The 21,719-nt window shown below is 74.1% G+C and carries 17 protein-coding genes; 10 read left to right on the forward strand and 7 right to left on the reverse strand.

The window, feature by feature from the left end; translation table 11 throughout:
* Nucleotides 1–446: 446 nt before the first annotated feature.
* Nucleotides 447–731, forward strand: a complete 285-nt coding sequence (locus ACFVFS_RS37040) for a hypothetical protein (protein ID WP_380629369.1) — start codon at nt 447–449, stop codon at nt 729–731.
* Nucleotides 732–1,026: 295 nt separating this feature from the next.
* Here ACFVFS_RS37040 and ACFVFS_RS37045 read toward each other — a convergent pair whose 3' ends face one another.
* Nucleotides 1,027–3,405 (reverse strand): immune inhibitor A domain-containing protein, encoded by a 2,379-nt coding sequence (locus ACFVFS_RS37045; protein ID WP_380629370.1) that lies wholly within the window; start codon nt 3,403–3,405, stop codon nt 1,027–1,029.
* 168 nt (nt 3,406–3,573) lie between these two features.
* The gene (locus ACFVFS_RS37050) at nt 3,574–5,652 is read right to left on the reverse strand and encodes a prolyl oligopeptidase family serine peptidase (RefSeq protein WP_380629371.1); all 2,079 of its coding nucleotides are present in this window, start codon (nt 5,650–5,652) and stop codon (nt 3,574–3,576) included.
* A gap of 92 nt (nt 5,653–5,744) precedes the next feature.
* Between ACFVFS_RS37050 and ACFVFS_RS37055 the strand changes: the two genes are divergently transcribed.
* Entirely contained in the window at nt 5,745–6,914 is a 1,170-nt protein-coding gene (locus ACFVFS_RS37055; protein ID WP_380629372.1) for an aminotransferase class V-fold PLP-dependent enzyme, read from the forward strand.
* A gap of 38 nt (nt 6,915–6,952) precedes the next feature.
* Here ACFVFS_RS37055 and ACFVFS_RS37060 read toward each other — a convergent pair whose 3' ends face one another.
* Nucleotides 6,953–7,285 (reverse strand): ArsR/SmtB family transcription factor, encoded by a 333-nt coding sequence (locus tag ACFVFS_RS37060; protein ID WP_380629373.1) that lies wholly within the window; start codon nt 7,283–7,285, stop codon nt 6,953–6,955.
* 43 nt (nt 7,286–7,328) lie between these two features.
* Nucleotides 7,329–7,703: a hypothetical protein gene (locus tag ACFVFS_RS37065; protein WP_380629375.1), complete on the reverse strand. Its 375-nt coding sequence runs from the start codon at nt 7,701–7,703 to the stop codon at nt 7,329–7,331.
* Between the two features lie 263 nt (nt 7,704–7,966).
* Between ACFVFS_RS37065 and ACFVFS_RS37070 the strand changes: the two genes are divergently transcribed.
* On the forward strand, nt 7,967–10,840 hold the full coding sequence (locus ACFVFS_RS37070) for a DEAD/DEAH box helicase (RefSeq protein WP_380629383.1): 2,874 nt from the start codon (nt 7,967–7,969) through the stop codon (nt 10,838–10,840).
* Between the two features lie 65 nt (nt 10,841–10,905).
* Here ACFVFS_RS37070 and ACFVFS_RS37075 read toward each other — a convergent pair whose 3' ends face one another.
* The gene (locus tag ACFVFS_RS37075; protein WP_380629384.1) at nt 10,906–11,811 is read right to left on the reverse strand and encodes a 5'-3' exonuclease H3TH domain-containing protein; all 906 of its coding nucleotides are present in this window, start codon (nt 11,809–11,811) and stop codon (nt 10,906–10,908) included.
* Between the two features lie 58 nt (nt 11,812–11,869).
* On the reverse strand, nt 11,870–12,919 hold the full coding sequence (locus ACFVFS_RS37080; RefSeq protein WP_380629376.1) for a cation diffusion facilitator family transporter: 1,050 nt from the start codon (nt 12,917–12,919) through the stop codon (nt 11,870–11,872).
* Between the two features lie 183 nt (nt 12,920–13,102).
* Between ACFVFS_RS37080 and chrA the strand changes: the two genes are divergently transcribed.
* On the forward strand, nt 13,103–14,332 hold the full coding sequence (gene chrA / locus ACFVFS_RS37085) for a chromate efflux transporter (RefSeq protein WP_380629377.1): 1,230 nt from the start codon (nt 13,103–13,105) through the stop codon (nt 14,330–14,332).
* Between the two features lie 30 nt (nt 14,333–14,362).
* Here the strand turns inward: chrA and ACFVFS_RS37090 are convergent, their stop codons facing one another.
* A complete protein-coding gene (locus tag ACFVFS_RS37090) occupies nt 14,363–15,100 on the reverse strand; it encodes a gamma-glutamyl-gamma-aminobutyrate hydrolase family protein (RefSeq protein WP_380629378.1) in 738 nt (245 codons plus the stop codon).
* 156 nt (nt 15,101–15,256) lie between these two features.
* Between ACFVFS_RS37090 and ACFVFS_RS37095 the strand changes: the two genes are divergently transcribed.
* The 6 genes from ACFVFS_RS37095 (at nt 15,257) to ACFVFS_RS37120 (ending at nt 21,582) form a co-directional block, all read left to right on the forward strand.
* Nucleotides 15,257–16,681 carry a glutamine synthetase family protein gene (locus tag ACFVFS_RS37095; protein ID WP_380629379.1) on the forward strand — a complete coding sequence of 475 codons (1,425 nt, stop codon included), beginning with the start codon at nt 15,257–15,259 and terminating at the stop codon, nt 16,679–16,681.
* Nucleotides 16,682–16,701: 20 nt separating this feature from the next.
* A complete protein-coding gene (locus ACFVFS_RS37100) occupies nt 16,702–18,087 on the forward strand; it encodes an aldehyde dehydrogenase family protein (RefSeq protein WP_380629385.1) in 1,386 nt (461 codons plus the stop codon).
* A gap of 90 nt (nt 18,088–18,177) precedes the next feature.
* Nucleotides 18,178–18,933 (forward strand): 3-oxoacyl-ACP reductase, encoded by a 756-nt coding sequence (locus ACFVFS_RS37105; RefSeq protein ID WP_380629386.1) that lies wholly within the window; start codon nt 18,178–18,180, stop codon nt 18,931–18,933.
* A 133-nt stretch (nt 18,934–19,066) separates the two neighbouring features.
* Nucleotides 19,067–19,615, forward strand: a complete 549-nt coding sequence (locus tag ACFVFS_RS37110; protein ID WP_380629380.1) for an RICIN domain-containing protein — start codon at nt 19,067–19,069, stop codon at nt 19,613–19,615.
* Between the two features lie 92 nt (nt 19,616–19,707).
* Nucleotides 19,708–20,283: an RICIN domain-containing protein gene (locus ACFVFS_RS37115; RefSeq protein ID WP_380629381.1), complete on the forward strand. Its 576-nt coding sequence runs from the start codon at nt 19,708–19,710 to the stop codon at nt 20,281–20,283.
* Between the two features lie 126 nt (nt 20,284–20,409).
* Nucleotides 20,410–21,582, forward strand: a complete 1,173-nt coding sequence (locus ACFVFS_RS37120) for a DUF2510 domain-containing protein (RefSeq protein WP_380629382.1) — start codon at nt 20,410–20,412, stop codon at nt 21,580–21,582.
* Nucleotides 21,583–21,719: the final 137 nt, after the last annotated feature.

Consider the following 21,719-nt stretch of genomic DNA (forward strand, 5'->3'; position numbering starts at 1 on the left):
CCGCCGATGGGCGCCCCCCCGGCCGCGACTGGACCGCCGAACCGTCCGGCCCCCCCCCCGCCGCCCGGACCGCCACCACCCGCGCGCGGAGCGAAGGCTCCGCGCGCACACCGAGAAACGCCCGGTCGGGCGCGGCGGGGAGCCTGATGAGGGCCGCGTCCGACCGGGTCCACCCGGACCCCCCTGCGGCCGGGTGCGCCGGGCCTGCCGGACCGACCTGGGTCGTCGGTCCCGGCGGGCCCGTTCGGCGTTCCCGCCCGCGGCCGGACCGCGCTCCCGGCCTCGGCCCGGGCCCCCGGCCTGTGGCAGGGCCGTACCCGGCGCCGCCGGCCGGCTTCGTACCGGCCGGGCGCGGCGGCACGGCGACCGTCCTGCCGGAGCCGACCCACCGGTGCGGCAACCGCCTGAAGCGGATCCACCTGACGGCCACGGCCTACCGTACCGGCGTGACGACCGGGACTCCATCCCGCTGTTCCGGCCAGGAGCTGGGCGGGCTTCGCCCGTCGGCGGCCGGGTTCCCCCGGGCGACGGCGCCGCCGGGCTGGACGTCCGCGCGGCTCTTCAGCGCCGACCCGCGCCCGGAACGGGCCCGTGAGCCGGCGATCCGGCTCGGCCCGGGGGCGCTCACGGCGGGCCGGCCGGCGTACGGCCTGCTGCGGACCGGCTCGGCGTCCGGCGCGCGGGCGCCGCCGTGGGCGGTGCTGCCGGCCGGCTCGACACCACCCGGCTGATCGCGTTTCCGGTGCGTTCCGCGCCGGCCGGGACGCTGGGCGTCGGCGGGGACCCGACACCTGATGGCGCCGGTACACGGTCCTCGGGCTCGGCGCGCCGACCGTGTGCGGCACCGCCACCGCCGCGACGAGCCTGGGCGGGGGCGCGGACCCGCACTGCGGGGAGACGGCGCACGGCCGCCCCGGCCCTCCGAGGGGGAGGGCCGGGGCGGCCGGTCTTCCGTGAAACCTGTCTTCCACGGGAGGCCCGGTGCTCAGGACACCGGGGGTGCGAGGGGCGCGCGCGGCGCCCGGGTCAGGACGCGGGGCCCACCCGGACGGTCGTGATCCGCCCGCCCTGGGTCTCCCGGACGACCTCGATCCTGGTGTTGGTGTCCGGCACGGCGACCGCGAGCTGCGGGGTGGCCGGGTCCCGGTAGACGCCGCTGTGGTCGTCGAAGGCCGGGACGGCCGGCTTGGACCCGATCCGCACCGGGACACCCGACTTGTGCAGGGTGAACGCGGTGGTCGGCTTGAGCGAGAAGGTCGCGTCGTAGGTCTGCGCCCGGCCGTTGACCAGGGTGCCGTCGGCGAACCGGACCGGCGCCGGGCGGGCGTCGATCGGCAGGATCAGGCCGCCGCCGGGGTGGTCCTTGGTGTTGTTGTCGCCGTAGGCGGTGTCCCAGAGCCAGACGAGCACGCCCTCCTGGTACGGGTAGTTGTCGACGATGTCCTTCTTGCCCTCGACGCCGGAGTAGCCGAAGCTGTACGGCCCGGTCTTCAGGAACTCGCCGAAGCCGGTGTAGCGGCGGTTCTCCACCAGGTAGGCGCGCGGGTGCTGCTTGACGTAGGTGCGGCCGGTGACGACGGTGAAGCCGGTGCTGACCCAGCCCGCCGTGCCGTTCTCGGCGCCGTCGGTGAACAGCTCGGTGCCGCCGGCGGTGATCCGCACCGCGTCGACCAGGACGCCCTTGCCGTGGGTGTTGCTGTCCGAGGTGACGTGGAAGCGGAGCCTGACGTTCTTCCCGGCGTAGCCGTCCAGCGGGATGTGCAGCTGCCGGTAGGCGCCCGAAGTGCCGCTCAGGCCGGGGACGTTGGCGCTGGTGCTGCCGATCGGGGCGCCGTCCACGGTGCCGGGCAGGGCCGTCCAGCGCTTGCCGCCGTCGGTGGAGGCCTCGACGGTCAGGAAGTCGTAGTCCTGCTCGATGTCGTACCAGACCGCCGCGTCGAGGGCGGCCGGGCCGGTGGCCGCGGTGAGGTCGACGTCCCGGGCGAGCGCGTTGTCCAGGTCGTCGCCGGTCTGGCTCCACCACTGCTTGGCGCCCTCGCGCGGGTCGGCGAGGTCGGTGCTGGTGGTGCTGTCCGGCAGGTGGACCAGGACGGCCTGCGCCTGGTCGGTGTTGTAGCCGCTGACGCCGAGGGCGTGGCTGGAGCGGGTGGCGGCCTGCGCCTCGTCGTAGTTGAGCCAGCCGAACTGCAGCTTGCTCCAGGCGTCGAGGTCACCGGGGTAGCCGCCGGTGGTGTTCTTGCCCTTGCCCAGGTACGAGCCGGAGGACATCAGCGACCAGAAGTTGACGCTGTTGTCGCCGCCGTTCGTGCTGTAGAGGTCGGGCAGGCCGAGGTTGTGGCCGAACTCGTGGGAGAACAGGCCGACACCGCTGTTCTCGCCCGCCTGGACGTAGTCGTAGACGTACAGGCCGGTGTCGCCGACCGGCGCGCCGCCGATCCTGTTGCCCTCCGGGCCGGTCTGGCCGGTCGGGTCCGGGAAGGTCCAGCTGCGGTGCGCCCACAGCGCGTCGGCGCCCTGGGCGCCGCCGCCCCAGGTCTCGTCGACGCCCGCGTGCACCACGACGACGTTGTCGAGGTAGCCGTCGGGCTGGGCGAACTCGCCGTTCTTGTCGTGGTCGTAGCGGTCGTAGACGTCGTACTGGGCCAGCTCGGCCTTGACGGCGGCGGCCGTGCGGCCCTTGGCGATCTCGCCGTCGTACCAGGCCTTGACGGCGTCCCGGATGAACTCCTGGCCCTGGGTCCAGGCGCCGGAGCCCTGCGGGCCCTTGTTGGAGCCGTAGCGGGCCTCGTTCCACGGCAGGGTGACCCAGTCGCTGACGGTGCCCTCGATGTCGTAGCGGCCGGAGGACTGGGTGCGGTAGTAGTTGCGCATCGAGACCGCGCCGGGCGCGTCGTCGAAGAACATCTTCTGGTAGTACTGCCGGCTGAAGTCCTGGTTCCAGAGCGTGTGGTTGTCGCCCTTGCCCGGCTTGGGGATGGTGTTGTGCTGCGGGCCGGGGGTGCCGCCGTAGCGCGGCTGGCCGTTGTGGAGGGTGGTGGTGTCCACCTGGTCGCCGAACTGGGCGAGGATGACGAAGACCTTGTCCTTGCGCTGCTGGGCGAGCTGGACGTAGTCGTTGCCGACCCGCACCTTGGCGGGCGCCCGGCGGTCGGTGGTCTTCGCCACGGCGCCCTTGTTGACCTGCTCCAGCGCCTTGGTGCGCAGCGACTGGCGCTCGCGCTCCTGCGGGGCGAGCGGGGCGGGCGGGGCTTCGAGGCCGCCGGCCTCGGCGCCGGAGCCGCTCTCGGCGGTGAGGGCGGGCGCGGGAGTGGGGGAGGCGGCCTGGGCGGCGGTGGACCCGAGGAGGGTGGCCGCTATCGCGCTCGTGGTGAGCGCGGCCGCGAACGCCGAGGACAGTCTGCGCAACTGACCGGTCCTTTCCGGACGGGGGTGGTCGGGTGAGCGCAGGTAATATTTCACATGTCATGGGTCACATGGAAGGCTTTTGGGCGCCGGGCGTTCGCCGCGAACGCCCGGCGCCGCACGGCCCGGACGGACCGTGCGGCGCTCGGAGGGTGCGCAGGGGGTCGCCGGTCAGCCCAGCGAGGCCCGCAGGAAGGCGAGTTCGGCCTGCGCCAGCTGCTCGTTGACGCCGCCCGGGGTCATGTGGGTGACTCCGGGCAGGGCCAGCAGGCTGTGCGGCCGGCCGGCCCGGGTGAGCGCCTGGGACAGCAGCAGGGTGTGCGAGGGGTGCACGTTGTCGTCGGCCAGGCCGTGGATCAGCAGCAGCGGACGGCTCAGTGACGGCGCGTCGCCCAGCAGGCAGTCGCGCGCGTAGCCGTCCGGGTTCTGCTGGGGCAGGTCGAGGTACCGCTCGGTGTACGCGGTGTCGTAGAGCCGGAAGTCGGTGGGCGGGGCGCCCGCGCAGGCCGCGTGGAAGACGTCCGGGCGGCGCAGCACGGCCGCCGCCGCGAAGTAGCCGCCGTAGGACCAGCCGCGCACGCCGACCCGGCCGAGGTCGAGGTCGGGGTGCGCCGCGCCGAGCGCCCGCAGGGCGTCCACCTGGTCGTCCAGCGCCACCTGGGACATCCCGCGGAAGATGGTCCGGGTGAAGGCGGGGGAGACGAACGGGGTGCCGCCGTTGTCGACGGTGACCACCGCGAAGCCCTGGTCGGCCCACCACTGCTTGACCTGCCAGCGGCGCGGCTCGTTGGCCACCGCCTGGTAGCCGGGGCCGCCGTAGACGTCGAGCAGCACCGGCAGCCGCCGGCCGGGGACGTGTCCGCGCGGGTAGACCACGGCGCTCGGCAGTGCGCGCTCGGTGACCCGGGCGAGCTGCGGCTCGACCCGGTACGGCAGCGGGGCCGAGAGGTCGGTCAGGGCGGTGGCGCCGTGCGGGGTGCGGGCCTCGCGGCGCACGCCGTCCGGGTCGGCCGAGGTGAGGAGCAGGGTGTCGCCGGCGGCCAGGGCGCTGTGCACGCCGGGGCCCTCGGAGAGCCGCTCGGGGGCGCCGCCGTCCGGGTCGACCAGGTGGACGTGCTGGTCGAACGGGTCGCCCTCGCCGGTCTCGCAGAGCAGCTTGCCGCGCAGCCGGCCGACCACCCGGCGGATCTGCAGGCCGGAGGTGTCCAGCGGCTTGCCGTCCAGGGCCAGGCCGCGGGCCTCGGGGGTGTCGTGGACGGTGAGCAGCCGGCCGTCGGCCAGCCGGGCGGGGGTGCCGGGCAGGTCGTCGACCCAGAACGCGTCGGTGGTGCGGGAGAGTTCGGTGGTGGCGCCGGTGGCCGGATCGGCGCTCAGCAGCAGGACGTTCTGCTGCAGCCGGTCGGCGACGGTGAGCAGCAGCTCGTGGTCGCCGTCCCACTCGGCGGCGCACAGGTAGGGGAAGGCGGCGGTGTCCCAGTCGAGTTCGACCCGGGTGCCGTCCAGGCCGAGCACCCAGAGCCGGACGTCGGCGTTGGGCCCGCCGGCCTGCGGGTAGGCGAACTGCTCGGGGGCCAGCTCGGGGTGGGCCGGGTCGGCGAAGTGGCGCGGCGGGACGGCGGACTCGTCCACCCGGGCGGCGAGCACGGCGGTGCCGTCGGGGCGCCACCAGTGGCCGCGGTGGCGGCCCAGCTCCTCGGCGGCGGCGAACTCGGCGACGCCCCAGCGGGCGCCGTCGTCCGGGCTGAGCCGCTGGCGGCCGGGGACGGCGGCGGAGGAGACGTACAGGGCGTCGTCGGCGACGTAGGCGACGAGTTCGCCGGTCGCGTTCGGGCGGGGGTCGAAGGCCGGACCGGCGGTGGGGATCTCGGTGGTGCCGCCGGTGGCGGTCTCGGTGCGGAAGAGTCGGCCGTCCAGGGCGAAGACGGCGACGGCGAGGTCGGGGGTGGCGGCGTAGGTGCCGATGCCGGCGGCGGTGAGCCGGCTCCGCTCGCGCAGCCGGCGCTCGACGGGGGGAAGGTCGGCGGTCGCGCCGGTGCGGCCGGGGGCGAGGGCGGCGGGGTCGGCGGCCTCGCGCTCCTCGCCGGTGGCGAGGTCGAGGAGGTGGAGCCGGTCGAACCGGTCCTCGGGGCCGCTGGAGCGCAGCAGCAGCAGGCGGGTACCGTCCTGGTGGAGCGAGATCGCTCGCGGGGCACCGAAGCTGAAGCGGCCGGTCCGGGCGCTGAGGGAGAGGTAGGGGTCGGTGATGGTCACTGCCCGATGGTCGCCGCGGGACCGGCTCGCCGACCAGTGGGACGACATGTGAAATGTCACACATCACGTGATCCAGGTAACAGGAGGAAGCAGTGACCGAGACCCCGCGGACCGTCGCACCCCCCGAGCCGCTGGCCGGCACCGAGGGGTTGTTCTCCCTGGACCCGGGGGTGATCCACCTCAACCACGGCTCCTTCGGCGCCGTCCCCGTCCCGGTCCAGCGGCTCCAGCGGCGGCTGCACGAGGAGCAGGAGGCCGACCCCGACGGCTTCTTCGCCGACCTGCCCGAGCGGGTCGCCGGCGCCCGGGCCCGGATCGCCGCCGCTCTCGGCACCGAGCCCGAACTGCTCGCCCTGGTACCCAACGTGACCGACGCGATCGCCGTCACCCTGGCCAACGTGCCGCTCGCCGCCGGGGACCGGGTCCTGGTCACCGACCACGGCTACGGCACGGTCAACGAGGCCGTGCGGCGGCGGGCCGAGGACGCCGGCGCCGAGCTGTGCACGGTCCGGCTGCCGCTGGACCTGCCCGACGGGGAGGCGGTGCGCGAGGCGGTGCTCGCCGAGGTCACCGACCGCACCGTGCTCGCCGTGCTGGACGGCATCACCTCGCCGACCGCCCGCCGGATCGCCACCCCCGAACTGCTGCGCGCCCTGCGCGGGCGCGGCGTGACCACCGTGGTGGACGCCGCGCACGAGCCCGGCATGCTGGCCGGACCGGTCCCGGCGGAGGCCGACTTCTGGTTCGGCAACCTGCACAAGTGGGCCTTCGCCCCCCGGGCCACCGGCGTCCTGGTGGTCCGCCCGGAGTGGGCCGGCAAGATCCGCCCGCTGATCCTGTCCTGGGAGGACCACCAGGGCTACCCGGCCGCCGTCGAGTGGCGCGGGACCCTGGACTACACGCCCTACCTGGCCGCCCCGGCCGGGCTCGACGTCCTGGCCGGGCTCGGCCCGGAGCTGGTGCGCGGGCACAACGAGGGGCTCGCCGGGTACGGCGCGGCGCTGGTCGCCGAGCGGGCCGGGCTGGCGCCGCTGCCGTCCTCGGCGGGGCTGTCGATGCGCGCGCTGCGGCTGCCGCCCGGGGTGGCCGAGACGCTGCCGCAGGCGCAGGAGCTGATGGCGCTGATGTGGCGGCGGCACGCGGTGCGGACGGTGGCGCGCCCGTGGCCGGGCGGCGGGGTGCTGCGGGTGTGCGCCCAGCTGTACAACCGGGCGCCCGAGTACGAGGTGCTGGCGGCGGGGCTGGCCGGACTGCTCGGGTAGCCCCGCGGCCGCTGCCGGGCCGCGCCGCCGCCCCGGGCTCAGTCCGCGGCGGCGCGCAGCTCGGCGAGCAGCACGTGCTGGTCGGCGATGAGCCCGGTGAGGATCCGCCGGGCCGACCGCAGCAGCTCGGCGACGTCCCCGCCGGCCAGCGCGTACACCACCGTGCTGCCCTCCCGGGTGGCGGTGACGATGCCGGACCGGCGCAGCACCGCGAGCTGCTGCGAGAGGCTGGAGGGTTCGATCCCCAGCTCCGCCAGCAGGTCGCGCACGGGCGTCGGTCCGGCCTGCAGCAGCTCCAGGACCCGGATCCGGACGGGATGGCCGAGCATCCGGAAGAACTCGGCCTTGGCCTGGTACAGCGCGACGGCCACGGCGCTCCCTCCCTGTTTCCCCTCCCCGGTGCGTTCCCGGCCGTCAGATCTCCAGCGCGCTCTCGATCCGCTTCAGCTGGTGGCGGGCCATCGCGAGGTTGGCCCGGCCGCGGTTGAGGGCGAGGAAGAGGAACAGCCCCCGGCCGCTCTGCGTGGTCAGCGGCCGGAGCAGGTGGTACTGGCTGGTCAGGCTGACCAGGATGTCCTCGATCTCGTTGTCGAGCAGGTTGAGGTGCTCCATCGCCCGCATCTTGGCCCGCACCACGTCGGTGTTCCCGGCGGCGGCGACGTTCAGGTCCAGCTCGCCGCCGTCACCGAGGGTGCCGAGTGCCATGCCGCTGCCGTAGTCGACCAGGGCGACGCCGATCGCGCCCTCGATCGCCATGGCCTCCTTGAGCGAGGTCTCCAGGTTCGCCATCGTCCGCTCCTCCCGTGGGCCCGGTGGGTGTCACCGGGATGTGGCACCGAATGTAGGCAGGCCGTACGGCGTGTCACCGCGGATGACCGGAGTCGTTCGAAGCTGGTCGTCCGATGACCGGTTGAAGACATTTGCAACTATGGATGTGAGAGAGAAGCGATCCCTTGCCCGGGAAAAACGGTGCTATTGATGTCAGCCCCGCCGGGTAACCTCTCGCTGAGATGCGAGATCACACCACCGACCCCCGCGACCCCCGGACGGCGATGAACACCCCTGAGCGCGAGCCCTCCGACGGCCGGGAGCCCTCCGACGAGCGGGAGCTCAGCCCCGCCGAGGCCTTCGCCGCCTCCCGCCGCCGGGCCAAGGAGCAGGCCACCGCCCTGTACGGCTTCCAGGAGCTCTACGACTTCCCGCTGGACGACTTCCAGCTGGAGGCCTGCCGCGCCCTGGAGGACGGCGAAGGCGTCCTGGTCGCCGCGCCCACCGGCTCCGGCAAGACCATCGTCGGCGAGTTCGCCGTCCACCTCGCCCTCCGGGGCGGGCGCAAGTGCTTCTACACCACGCCGATCAAGGCGCTGTCGAACCAGAAGTACGGGGACCTCGTCCGGCGCTACGGCGCCGCCAAGGTCGGCCTGCTCACCGGCGACAACACCGTCAACGGCGATGCCCCGGTCGTGGTGATGACCACCGAGGTGCTCCGCAACATGCTCTACGCGGGCTCCAGCACCCTCGACGGCCTCGGCTACGTGGTCATGGACGAGGTCCACTACCTCGCCGACCGCTTCCGCGGCGCCGTCTGGGAGGAGGTCATCATCCACCTCCCGGAGTCCGTCACCCTGGTCTCGCTCTCCGCGACGGTCTCCAACGCCGAGGAGTTCGGCGACTGGCTGGACACCGTCCGCGGCGGCACCCGGGTCATCGTCTCCGAGAACCGGCCCGTCCCGCTCTGGCAGCACGTGATGGCCGGCAACCGGATGTACGACCTGTTCGCCAGCCCCGACCGCGACGGCCGCCCCAAGGGCAACCAGCGCAACCCCGGCAAGGCGGTCAACCCCGAACTGGTCCGCCTCGCCCGCAGCGAGCTCGACCGCAACCCGCGCGACAAGTTCGGCCGCGGCCGCGGCCGCTCCATGCCGGCCGGACGCCCCGGCCGGGTCTGGACCCCGGGCCGCGTCGACGTCATCGACCGGCTCGACGCCGAGGGCCTGCTGCCCGCCATCACCTTCATCTTCAGCCGGGCCGGCTGCGAGGCCGCCGTCCAGCAGTGCCTCTCCTCCGGCCTGCGCCTCAACAAGGAGGGCGACCGCGCCCGGGTCCGCGCCATCGTCGAGGAGCGCTGCGCCGACATCCCCGACGAGGACCTGCACGTCCTCGGCTACTTCGAGTGGCTGGACGGGCTGGAGCGCGGCATCGCCGCCCACCACGCCGGCATGCTGCCGCGGTTCAAGGAGGTCGTCGAGGAGCTCTTCGTGAAGGGGCTGGTCAAGGCCGTCTTCGCGACCGAGACCCTGGCGCTGGGCATCAACATGCCCGCGCGCTCCGTCGTCATGGAGAAGCTCGTCAAGTGGAACGGCGAGACCCACGCCGACATCACCCCCGGCGAGTACACCCAGCTCACCGGCCGGGCCGGGCGGCGCGGCATCGACGTCGAGGGCCACGCCGTGGTGCTCTGGCAGCGCGGCCTCGACCCCGAGGCGCTGGCCGGCCTCGCCGGCACCCGCACCTACCCGCTGAAGTCCTCGTTCCGGCCGTCCTACAACATGGCCGTCAACCTGGTCTCCCAGTTCGGCCGGCACCGCTCGCGCGAACTGCTGGAGACCTCCTTCGCGCAGTTCCAGGCCGACCGCTCGGTGGTCGGCATCGCCCGCCAGGTCCAGCGCAACGAGGAGGGGCTGGAGGGCTACCGCGAGTCCATGACCTGCCACCTCGGCGACTTCGAGGAGTACATGTCGCTGCGGCGGCAGCTCAAGGACCGAGAGAACGAACTCGCCCGCGAGGGCAGCAACCAGCGCCGCTCCGCCGCCGTCGAGTCCATCGAGCAGCTCAAGCCCGGCGACGTCATCCACGTGCCGACGGGCAAGTTCGCCGGCCTCGCGCTCGTCCTCGACCCCGGCCTGCCGCCGGTCAACCGCTCGCCGCGCGGCGGCCCGCGGCACCCCGACTACCAGGACGGGCCGCGCCCCGTGGTGCTCACCGCCGAGCGGCAGGTCAAGCGGCTCGCGATGATCGACTTCCCGCACCCCGTCGCCGCGATCGAACGGCTGCGGATCCCCAAGTCCTTCAACCCGCGCAGCCCGCAGTCCCGCCGCGACCTCGCCTCCGCGCTGCGCACCAAGGCCGGCCACCTGGAGCCCGAGCGGTTCCGGCGCGGCCGCGCGGCCGCCGCCGACGACCCCGAGATCGGCCGGCTGCGCACCACCCTGCGCCAGCACCCGTGCCACGGCTGCGACCAGCGCGAGGACCACGCCCGCTGGTCCGAGCGCTACCACCGGCTGCACCGCGACACCGAGCTGCTGGAGCGCAGGATGCGCTCCCGCACGCACACCATCGCCCGCACCTTCGACCGCGTCTGCGCTCTGCTCACCGACCTCGGCTACCTCAGCGGCGACACCGTCACCGACGACGGCCGGCGGCTCGGCCGGCTCTACGGCGAACTCGACCTGCTTGCCTCCGAGTGCATCCGCGAGGGTGTCTGGAGCGGCCTCGCCGCCGCCGAACTGGCCGCCTGCGCCTCGGCGCTGGTCTACGAGGCCCGCCAGTCCGACGACGCCACCGCCCCCCGGGTCCCCGAGGGCGGGGCGAAGACCGCCCTCGGCCAGATGGTCCGCATCTGGGGCCACCTCGACGCCCTGGAGGAACAGCACCGCATCAACACCGCGGAGGGCGTCGGCCAGCGCGAACCCGACCTCGGCTTCGCCTGGGCCGCCTACCGCTGGGCCCTCGGCCACTCCCTGGACTCCGTCCTGCGCGACGCCGACATGCCGGCCGGTGACTTCGTCCGCTGGACGAAGCAGCTGATCGACGTCCTCGGCCAGATCCAGGACGCCGCCGGCGAGGACGCCGAGCTCCGCAAGACCGCCCGCAAGGCGATCGACGGCCTGCGCCGCGGCATCATCGCCTACTCCTCCGTCAGCTGACCCCGCACACCGCCGCCCCGGCTTCGAACGGATCGAAGCCGGGGCGGCGGCTTGGTGCCCGGGCGTCAGCGGGTGGCCGTGAGGGACTCCAGGACGCGGTCCAGGGAGGTGCCGAGGTTCCAGCGGGCGGAGAGGGACTCCAGGGTCATCGGGTCGAGCGGCTCGCTCGGGAGGGCGGGGTCGAAGCCGGGGAGCGGGGCGTCGGTGGCGACGCGGACCACGGTGGGGGCGACGTCCAGGTAGGACGCGGCCTCCAGGATGTTGCGGCGCCGGGCCGGGGTCAGCTTGGAGCCGATGTCCTGGGCGGCGGTGCGGATGCCGGACAGGTCTCCGTACTCGTGGATCAGCTGGGCCGCGGTCTTCTCGCCGATGCCCTTCACACCGGGCAGGCCGTCGCTCGGGTCGCCGCGCAGGGCGGCCAGGTCGGCGTACTGGGCGCCGCGCACGCCGTACTTCTCCAGCAGCAGCGCGTCGTCGGTGACCTGGAGGTTGCCCATGCCCTTCACCGGGTAGAGCACGGTGATCGCGCGGGCGTCGTCGACCAGCTGGAACAGGTCGCGGTCGCCGGTGACGATCTGCACCGGCCCGGCGGCGTGCGCGGTGAGCGTGCCGATCACGTCGTCCGCCTCGTAGCCGGGGGAGCCGATCCGGGCGATGCCGAGCGCGTCCAGGACCTGCTCGATCACCGGGACCTGCGGGGCGAGGGTGTCCGGCACCTCCTCCTCGCCGTCCGTCGCGGCCTCGGCGACCCGGTGGGTCTTGTAGGAGGGGATGAGGTCCACCCGCCACTGGGGGCGCCAGTCGGCGTCCATGCAGGCGACCAGCTGGTCGGGCCGGTGGTCGTGGACCAGCCGGGCGATGAAGTCCAGCAGGCCCCGGACGGCGTTGACCGGCTCACCCTGCGGCGAGCGCAGGGTGTCCGGTACGCCGAAGTAGGCCCGGAAGTAGAGGCTGGCGGAGTCGAGCAGCATCAGGCGGGGTGCGGTCACGCCCCCGATCATGCCGTACCGGGCGGACAGGTCGGGTCTCCTAGTGCTCGTGCGGCCCGGCGCGGTGGACGGGGCCGTGGGCGTCGGCGCAGTGCTCGGCGGTGAGGTCGCCGGGCGTGCTGATCTGGAGCAGCGCGCCGGCCTCGTCCTCGCCGACGTGGTCGACCTGGAGGGTGCTGTGGGTGATGCCGTACTCGTCGGCGAGCCGGCGCTGGAGTCCGCGCCGCACCGCGTGGCAGTCACCGCCCGGGGTGACCAGGATGTGCGCGGAGAGCGCGGGCTGGCCGGAGGTGATCTCCCAGATGTGCAGGTCGTGGATCTCCTCGACCAGCGGCTGGGCGACCATCCGGTCGGCCACCGCGTCCGGATCGACGCCCGCGGGCGCGGCCTCCAGGAAGATCCGCCCGGAGTCGCGGACCAGGCCGATGCCCGCCTTCAGCATCAGCGCGACCACGATCAGGGAGGCGATCGAGTCGGCCCGGGCGAAGCCGGTGGTCACCATGATCACACCGGCCACCGCGGTGGCGATGAACGCGTACAGGTCGGTGAGGACGTGCTGGAAGGCGCCCTCGACGTTCAGCGAGCTGCGGTTGGCCTTGGACATGCACCAGGTGGCGGCCAGGTTCACGACGATCCCGATCAGCGCGGTCACCAGGACCAGCGAACCGGTCACCTGCGGCGGCTCGAACAGCCGGGCGACCGCCTCGTAGCCGAGCCAGGCGGAGAGCACGAGCAGCGTCACGCCGTTGGCCTGCGCGGAGAGGATCTCGGCGCGCTTGAGGCCGTAGGTGTAGCCGCCGCGCGCCGGGCGGGCGGCCAGCCGCATGGCGATCAGCGCGAGGACGATCGACACGGCGTCGGTGAGCATGTGCGCGGCGTCCGAGATCAGCGCCAGCGACTGGGCGGCGAAGCCGACCACCACCTCGCCGGCCATGAACACCACGATCAGCGCGAGCGCGCTCACCAGCCAGCGGCGGTCGGCGTCGGCGGAGACGCCGTGCGAGTGGCCGGCGTGGCCGCCGCCGCGGGCGCCGGGACCGTGCTGGTGGTCATGCTCATGATCATGCTGTGCGTGCTCGTGGCCGGCCATCGAAGTCCTCTCCTGGAGCTCATGAACGCACGGGGGTAAGGGGCGGGGTGGGCGACCGCCCCGCACTCGAAGTGAACCGCAGATCCGAAGAAGATCCAAAGGCTGCACTGGAGACCGTTGTCATTGCCGTGCCGTAACCCCCGTCCGGTATCGTCGCGCCGCCGCTGAACAGGGGAGACGCGCATGGAGACGACCGGACGGGTGGGCCTGGGCACGATCGCCCGCGAATGGGGCCGGATCGGCATCACCGGCTTCGGCGGGCCGCCCGCGCACATCCTGCTGCTGCGCCGGCTCTGCGTGGAGCGGCGCGGGTGGCTCACCCCGGAGGAGTTCGAGGACGGCATCGCGGCGACCAACCTGCTGCCCGGACCGGCCTCCACCCAGCTCGCGGTCCTCACCGCCTGGCGGCTGCGCGGCACCGCGGGCGCGCTGGTCGGCGGGACCTGCTTCATCGCGCCCGGGCTGGCGCTGATCCTCGCCCTCGCGGTGCTGTTCCTGGCCGGCGACCCGCCGCGGTGGGTGCTCGGTGCGGCCGCCGGCGCGGGTGCGGCCGTCCCGGCGGTCGCCGCGCAGGCGGCCACCTCGCTGGTCCCCGCGAGCTTCACCCGGGCCGGCCGGGGCCGTGCCGCCCGTGCCCGCTGGGGCGGGTACGCGCTCGCCGGGGCGCTGGCGGCCGTGCTGACCGGGCCCTGGCTGGTGCTGGTGCTGATCGCCTCCGGCCTGGCCGAGATCACGGTCCGGGCGCGCGGCCGGCGGCCGGCGGAGGACGGGAGGCCGGCGGAGGACGGGGGGCCGGCGGAGGGCGGCGGCCCGGACCGCGAGCGCCCCCGCCGGCCGCGGGCCGGGCTGCTGCCGCTCGCCGCCGGTCTCCCCGCGCTCGGCGGGCTCGGCGCGGTGGCCTGGGTGGCGTTCAAGGTGGGCGCGCTCTCGTACGGAGGAGGGTTCGTGATCATCCCGCTGATGCACGACGACGCCGTCGGCCACTACCACTGGATGACCGACGGACAGTTCCTCAACGCCGTCGCCCTCGGTCAGGTCACCCCCGGCCCGGTGGTGCAGACCGTCGCCGTCGTCGGCTACGCGGCCGCCGGGATCGCCGGCGGGCTGCTCGCCGCGGCGGTCGCCTTCGCGCCGTCCTTCCTCTTCGTGATCCTCGGCGGCCGGCACTTCGACCGGCTGCGCGCCGACCGGCGGGTGCAGGACTTCCTGACCGGCGCCGGCCCGGCCGTGATCGGCGCGATCGCCGGCTCGGCCGTGCCGCTGGCCGCCGCGCTCGGCACCGGCTGGCAGTGGGTCGTCCTGGTGCTCGCGCTGCTCTGGCTGGTGGCCGCCCGGCGCGGGGTGGTGCTCGCCCTGCTGGCGGCCGGCGCCGCCGGGGTGATCGCCACGGCGGCCGGACTGGCCCTGCCCTGAGCCGGTCCCCCCGGGCGGGTCCCCGGGGGGTTACCCCACCTCCACCGGCTCCAGCTGCACCGACCGCGCCGCCGTCGCCGCCCGCACCAGCGCCCGCATCACCCGCAGGTCGTCGCCCTGCTCCGGATGCCACTGCACCCCGAGCGTGAACCCCGGCCCCTCCACCGCCTCCACCGTCCCGTCCGGCGCGTGCGCGCTCACCCGCAGTCCCGTCCCCAGCCGGTCCACCGCCTGGTGGTGGAAGGTCGGCACGGCCAGCTCCGGCTCCGGCAGCAGCCCGCCCAGCAGCGTCCCCGGCACCGGCCGCACCAGGTGCGTCCCGTACCGGCCGGGCGAGCCGGTGTGCACGTCCACCTCGACGACGTCCGGCAGGTGCTGGATCAGCGTGCCCCCGCACACCACGTTGAGCACCTGCATGCCCCGGCAGATCCCCAGCAGCGGCATCCCCGCCGCCAGCGCCGCGCGCAGCAGCGCGCTCTCCCAGACGTCCCGCTCCACCGCGTCGATGTCGCTCAGCGGATGCGGCGGCTGGCCGTAGTAGGCGGGGTCGATGTCCGGCCCGCCCGCGATGACCAGGGCGTCCAGCCGGGCGAGGACCTCCGGCGCGCGCTCCGGGGCGTCCGGCGGCAGCAGTACCGCGATCCCGCCCGAGTCCTGCACGTAGTCGGTGTACCGCTGCGGCACCAGGGCCACCCGGCGCTCCCGCCAGTCGCTCCAACTCGCGTCCACCAGATAGGTGCTGACGCCGACAAAAGGCCTGCGTTCCATGGCGCGCATTCTCCTCCCGTCCCGCCTGATCACCCGTCAACCTCGCCTGTCGGCGCGCCACACCCGTCCGCCCTCTTCCGCGCTCTCCGCGACAGGCCGTACGGTTCGCTGTGACCGCTTGGTCTCGCTGCGTGATCGAGGAGGAGGGCGTCCGCCATGCCCGACCGCACCACCGCGCCCGGCGGTGCCGGGCCCGACCCCGGTACCGCCCCCGGCACCCCGCCGCGCCGAGCCCCGCTGACCCTGGACGAGCTGCGCGCCCTGGTCGACGCCGGTGAGATCCACACCGTCGCCCTCGGCTTCACCGACATGCAGGGCCGCCTCCAGGGCAAGCGCTTCGCCGCCCGCTTCTTCCTGGACGAGGTCGCCGAGCACGGCGCCGACGCCTGCGAGTACCTGCTCGCCGTCGACATCGAGCTCAACACCGTGGACGGCTACGCGCTCTCCTCCTGGGAGACCGGCTACGGCGACTTCGCGATGCGCCCCGACCTGTCCACCCTGCGGCTGACCCCCTGGCAGCCGGGCACCGCCCAGGTCACCGCCGACCTGGCCGGCCGCGGCGGGCACCCGGTGGCCGCCGCGCCCCGCCAGCTGCTGCAGCGCCAGATCGCCCGGCTGGCCGAGCACGGCCTGGCCGCCGACATCGGCACCGAACTGGAGTTCCTGGTCTTCCGCGACACCTACGAGCAGGCCTGGCAGGGCGGCTACCGCGGCCTGACCCCGGCCAACCTCTACAACGCCGACTACTCGCTGCTCGGCACCGCCCGGGTCGAACCGCTGCTGTCCCGGATCCGCACCGAGATGGCCGGCGCCGGCCTGGTGGTGGAGTCCGCCAAGGGCGAGTGCAACCTCGGCCAGCACGAGATCGCCTTCCGCTACGCCGACGCCCTCACCACCTGCGACCAGCACAGCGTCTACAAGACCGGCGCCAAGGAGATCGCCGCCCAACTCGGCTGCGCGCTCACCTTCATGGCCAAGTACGACCAGCGCGAGGGCAACAGCTGCCACATCCACCTGTCGGTGCGCGACGCCGTCGGCGCCCCGGCCTTCGCCGCCGCCGACGGCCGGATGACCGACACCATGCGGCACTTCCTGGCCGGACAGCTGACCGCGCTGCGCGAGTTCACCCTGCTGTACGCGCCGAACATCAACTCCTACAAGCGCTACCGGCCGGGCTCGTTCGCCCCGACCGCCGTCGCCTGGGGCCGGGACAACCGGACCTGCGCCTACCGGGTGGTGGGGCACGGCGTCGGGCTGCGGATGGAGAACCGGGTGCCCGGCGGCGACGTCAATCCGTACCTGGCGGTGGCCGGCATGATCGCCGCCGGACTGCACGGGATCCAGCGGAAGCTGGAGCTGCCCGCCCCCTGCCTCGGCAACGCCTACGCCGTCGAGGACTACGCCCGGGTGCCCGGCTCGCTGCGCGAGGCGGCCGACCTGTGGGGCGCCAGCGAACTCGCCCGCGCCGCCTTCGGGGACGACGTGGTCGAGCACTACCTGCACATGGCCAGGGTCGAGCAGGCCGCCTACGACGGCGCGGTCACCGACTGGGAGCGCTACCGATCCTTCGAGCGGATGTGAGCACCATCGACACCACCACCGTGACCGAGGACAGGGCGGCGGCCGGGCCCGCCGAGCGCGCCGTCCGCAACCCCGCCACCGGCGAGGTCCTCGGCACCGTCCCCGACACCACCCCCGGGCGGCTGGACGCCGCGGTACGGCGCGCCGTCGAGGCGCAGCGCGGCTGGGCCGCCCTCGCCCCCGGCGAACGGGCCCGGCTGCTGCGCCGCTTCGCCGACCAGGTGGACGTGCACGTCCCCGAACTGGCCGGGATCGAGGTCACCGAGGCCGGCCACACCATCGGCAACGCCACCTGGGAGGCGGGCAACGTCCGCGACCTGCTGGAGTACGCGGCCGGGGGAGTGGAGCGGCTGACCGGTCGGCAGATCCCGGTGGCCGGCGGCCTGGACGTCACCTTCCACGAGCCGATCGGGGTGGTCGGGGTGATCGCCCCGTGGAACTTCCCGATGCCGATCGCCGCCTGGGGCTTCGCCCCCGCCCTGGCCGCCGGGAACGCCGTCCTCCTCAAGCCGGCCGAGGAGACCCCGCTCACCGCGCTGCGGCTGGCCGAACTCGCCCTCGCCGCCGGGCTGCCGGAGGGCCTGTTCCAGGTGGTGCCGGGCGCCGGACCGGTGACCGGCCGGGCCCTGGTCGACCATCCGGCGGTGCGCGGGATCGTCTTCACCGGCTCGACCGCGGTCGGCAAGGAGGTCGCCGCCCGCTGCGCGGCCCGGGCCAAACGGGTCACCCTGGAACTCGGCGGCAAGAGCCCCAACATCGTCTTCGCCGACGCCGACCTCGCAGGCGCCGCCGACCCGATGTCCTTCCTCGACAACAGCGGCCAGGACTGCTGCGCCCGCGGCCGGATCCTGGTCCAGCGCGAGGCCTACGACGACTTCCTGGCCCTGCTGCTGCCCGCCGTCGAACGGATCCGCACCGGCGACCCGGCCGATCCGCGCACCGCGCTCGGCCCGCTGATCTCGGCCGCGCAGGTCCGCCGGGTGGCGTCGTACGTGACGCCCGGGCTGCCGGTGCTGGCCCGCGGCGCGGTGCCGGACGGGCCCGGCTACTGGTACCCGCCGACGGTGCTGGCGCCCACCCGGGAGGACGTCCCGGCGGCCACCGAGGAGATCTTCGGCCCGGTCGCGGTCGTCCTGCCGTTCACCGACGAGGCGGACGCGCTGCGGCTCGCCAACGCCACCCGGTACGGCCTGTCCGGCTCGATCTGGACCCGCGACCTCGGGCGGGCGCTGCGGCTGGCCCGGGGCGTCGCGGCGGGCAACCTGTCGGTCAACTCGCACGCCTCGGTGCGGTACTGGACGCCGTTCGGCGGCTTCGGCGAGTCCGGGGTCGGCCGCGAGCTGGGGCCGGAGGCGCTGGCGCACTTCACCGAGACCAAGAACGTGTTCATCCGGACCGAGGAGTAGGAGCACCCGGTGACCCACCAGTCCCACCACCCCCGCGCGTCCGAGAAGTCCGAGAAGGCGGCGCAGCCCGCCGCGCCGGTCTGCCGCCGGCTGGTCGGCCGGACGGCCGTGATCACCGGTGCGGGCAGCGGGATCGGCCTGGCCTCGGCCCGCCGGCTCGCCTCCGAGGGCGCGAAGGTGGTCTGCGCCGACCTCGACGAGACCACCGGCAAGGCGGCGGCCGAGGAGGTCGGCGGCCTCTTCGTGCACACCGACGTCACCGACCCGGCGATGGTCGAGGCGCTCTTCGACGAGGCCTACGAGACCTTCGGCAGCGTGGACGTCGCCTTCAACAACGCCGGCATCTCGCCGCCGGAGGACGACTCCATCCTCACCACCGAGCTGGACGCCTGGCGCCGGGTCCAGGAGGTCAACCTGACCTCGGTGTACCTCTGCTGCAAGGCGGCGCTGCCGTACATGCGGCGGCACGGGCGCGGCTCGATCATCAACACCGCGAGCTTCGTGGCCCGGATGGGCGCCGCGACCTCGCAGATCTCCTACACCGCCTCCAAGGGGGGAGTGCTGGCGATGTCACGGGAGTTGGGCGTGCAGTTCGCACGGGAGGGGATCCGGGTCAACGCGCTGTCGCCGGGGCCGGTGGACACCCCGCTGCTCCGCGAACTCTTCGCCAAGGACCCGGAACGCGCGGCCCGCCGGCTGGTGCACATCCCGCTGGGCCGGTTCGCCCGCCCGGAGGAGATCGCCGCCGCGGTGGCCTTCCTCGCCAGCGACGACTCCTCGTTCATCACGGCGAGCGAGTTCCTGGTGGACGGGGGCATCGCCGGTGCCTACGTGACGCCGCTGTAGCCCTCGGCGGGCCCCGGTGGTCCGGCGGTGAAAATCCCGAAGTTCGAGTACAACCCTCCTGGGTCGGCGCGGGTCTTGTCATGCGAAGGCCGCGGGATCCGCCCGCGCCGGTCAACGTTCCAGGGGGGAACAGATGGCCATTCGATCCATCGTGCGCCGGATCTCCGGCACCGCCGCCGCCGTGACGCTCGCCGCCGGCGCGGCGCTCGTCTCCGCCGCGCCCGCGTCGGCGTCGCCGATCACCAACATCGGGTACGACCTGGAGATCCTGGCGCTGCACAGCGGCAAGTGCCTGGAGATCGCCGACTGGCGGACCGACGACGGCGCGCCGCTGCGCCAGTGGAGCTGCACCGGCGGTGACAACCAGAAGTGGCGCTTCAACGCCGACGGCACCATCGTCAACGTGCACAGCGGCAAGTGCCTGGAGGTCCCGGGCTGGAAGTTCCAGGCCGGGGTCCAGGTGGGCCAGTGGACCTGCCACGGCGGCGGCAACCAGAAGTGGGAGGGGGTCAACCGGATCCCCGAGCTCCACTCCCTGGCCATCGTCAGCTCGTCCGCGTGGGACCTCGTGTTCGACGTCGCCGGTGTGAGCACGGACGACGGCGCTCCGGTGCTCCTGTGGTGGCCGGGCGGCGGGTACAACCAGCAGTTCGCCTTCGACCCCGAGGCGCCGGGCGCCTGATCCGGCACCCGCCGGGCGGTGCGGCTCCCGCGCCGCCCGGCGGTGTCGTGCTGCCCACCCCCGTCGCAGTGAACGCTCCCAGGAGGAGACAGATGATGACCGCACGCCCCAACGCCGCCAGACGGCTGTCCGTCGCGGCCGCCGTCGCCCTCGGCGCGGCCGGCGCCCTCGTCGCGCCGGCTTCCGCGGCGGGCTACCCGATCCCCTACTACACGAACTTCGAGTCGGAGATCAAGGCCTCGCACAGCGGCAAGTGCCTGGAGATCGCCGACTGGCGGACCGATGACGGCGCACCGGCCCGGCAGTGGACCTGCACCGGCGGCGACAACCAGAAGTGGCGCTTCAACGCCGACGGCACCATCGTCAACCTGCACAGCGGCAAGTGCCTGGAGGACCCGGGCTGGAACACCGCGCCGCCCGTGCAGGTGGGCCAGTGGGCCTGCCACGGAGGCCTCAACCAGCAGTGGTACTGGAGCGGCCGCAAGACCGACGTGAACCCGAACACGCTCTTCAACCTGCACGCCGGCCTCAATGTGGACATCTCCGGCAACAGCAAGGACGACGGTGCCGCGGCGATCCTCTGGCACGCCGTCGGCTGGTGGCCGACTCCCGACCAGATGAACCAGTACTTCTACCTCACCCTCCCCAAGGGCCCTGCCTCCTCCTGAGCCTGCGGAGGTGCGTGCCACTCGGCCGGGGGGCGTTCACCTTCTCACCGTAATCTCATCGAAAAGGCCGGGATTCCGGGGTCCAGCTGATTTCGCGCTTATCCGGCTGCCCTTAGATTCTCTGGTGTGAGTGAGCAGATCCCCGCCGGGTGGTACCCGGATCCGAAGGACATCACCAGCGACCCGCGGCCGCAGCGCTGGTGGGACGGCAAGGGGTGGACGGCCAGCACCCGGCCCGCACCCTCGGACGCACCGCCGCCGGAGGCCCCGGCGGCCGGTGCTCCGGGGCCGGACGAGGCCGCCGGGCCCCGGGTGCTGGAGGGCGAGGTGCTGGAGAGCGGGCCGTCGGTCCGCTACCCGGAGCCCCCGCCCTTCGGCACCGCCTACGGTTCGCCGGTGCCGCCGGCCCCGAAGCAGCGGCGCAAGCCGTCGAAGGTGATGATCGCGGCGGCGGTGGCGGCCGTGCTCGGCCTGGGCGTCGGCTCGGGCGCCACCTACCTGGCGATGGACGACCACACCGACCGGCACCGCGTCGCGCGTTCCGCCGAGGCGCCCGGACCGGACGGCGACGGCCGGTGGCGCGGCCTGCCGGACTTCGGCGGGCCCGAGAACAACGGCCCCGAGAACAACGGCCCCGGCGACAACGGCAACGGTGGCAACGGCGGCGGTGGCAACGGCGGCCAGGGCAAGGGCAACGGCGGCGGCAACGGCAAGGGGAACGGCAACGGCACCGCCCCCGGCACCGGCAGCGACAAGGCCGTCGACGTGGTGAACCGCCTCGTGCTGCCCGTCCCCGCCGGATGGGAGGGCGGCACCACCCGCGACGGCTACGCCGCGCTCAGCATCGGCTCCTACACCTGCGAGGGCGGCGGCACCTGCTCGCTCGGCGGCGCCAACACCGGCCGGATCGACGGCGGCGGCACCGACGCGCAGGCGGCGGCCAAGGCCGACATCGAGAAGGCGGCCAAGGACTCCTACAACGAGATCGCCTCGCACGAGGAGCTCAAGTCCGAGGCGGTCAAGGTGGACGGCCGGGACGGCTACCTGGTCCGCTGGAAGGTGGACGCCGTCAAGGGCAACGACGGCTACGTGCAGACCGTGGTCTTCCCGTCCGCCGACGGCAAGGCCCTGGTCTCGGTGCACCTGGGCTTCGACGTCGCGGCCAAGGCGCCGGACGTCGCGGTGATGGACACCATCGTCAAGGGCATCGGCGACTACAGCGGCAAGCTGCCGGCGATCCCGGGCTTCCCCGGGGGCCCGGACGGCGGCAGCGGTACCTCGAACACCTCGAACACCTGACGCGCCACGGTTCGGCTCACGCACGGCGGAGGCCCGCCCGGATCACTCCCGGCGGGCCACCGCCGTTTTGAGCGGGGGGGGATCGGCCGGGGCGGGGGCGAACCGGGGGTGGTGCGGGCCGGCACCCGCGTCCCGCG

It is taken from the genome of Kitasatospora sp. NPDC057692 (genome assembly GCF_042799475.1).
In the GTDB taxonomy this organism is placed as follows: domain Bacteria; phylum Actinomycetota; class Actinomycetes; order Streptomycetales; family Streptomycetaceae; genus Kitasatospora.

What these genes read in the sequence shown, in the direction of transcription:
- ACFVFS_RS37065 (WP_380629375.1), bottom strand. Translation starts at nt 7,703, where the DNA reads ATGGCGAACCTGGAGACCTCGCTCAAGGAGGCCATGGCGATCGAGGGC.
- ACFVFS_RS37070 (WP_380629383.1), top strand. Translation starts at nt 7,967, where the DNA reads ATGAACACCCCTGAGCGCGAGCCCTCCGACGGCCGGGAGCCCTCCGAC.
- ACFVFS_RS37075 (WP_380629384.1), bottom strand. Translation starts at nt 11,811, where the DNA reads ATGCTGCTCGACTCCGCCAGCCTCTACTTCCGGGCCTACTTCGGCGTA.
- ACFVFS_RS37080 (WP_380629376.1), bottom strand. Translation starts at nt 12,919, where the DNA reads ATGGCCGGCCACGAGCACGCACAGCATGATCATGAGCATGACCACCAG.
- chrA (WP_380629377.1), top strand. Translation starts at nt 13,103, where the DNA reads ATGGAGACGACCGGACGGGTGGGCCTGGGCACGATCGCCCGCGAATGG.
- ACFVFS_RS37090 (WP_380629378.1), bottom strand. Translation starts at nt 15,100, where the DNA reads ATGGAACGCAGGCCTTTTGTCGGCGTCAGCACCTATCTGGTGGACGCG.
- ACFVFS_RS37095 (WP_380629379.1), top strand. Translation starts at nt 15,257, where the DNA reads ATGCCCGACCGCACCACCGCGCCCGGCGGTGCCGGGCCCGACCCCGGT.
- ACFVFS_RS37110 (WP_380629380.1), top strand. Translation starts at nt 19,067, where the DNA reads ATGGCCATTCGATCCATCGTGCGCCGGATCTCCGGCACCGCCGCCGCC.
- ACFVFS_RS37115 (WP_380629381.1), top strand. Translation starts at nt 19,708, where the DNA reads ATGATGACCGCACGCCCCAACGCCGCCAGACGGCTGTCCGTCGCGGCC.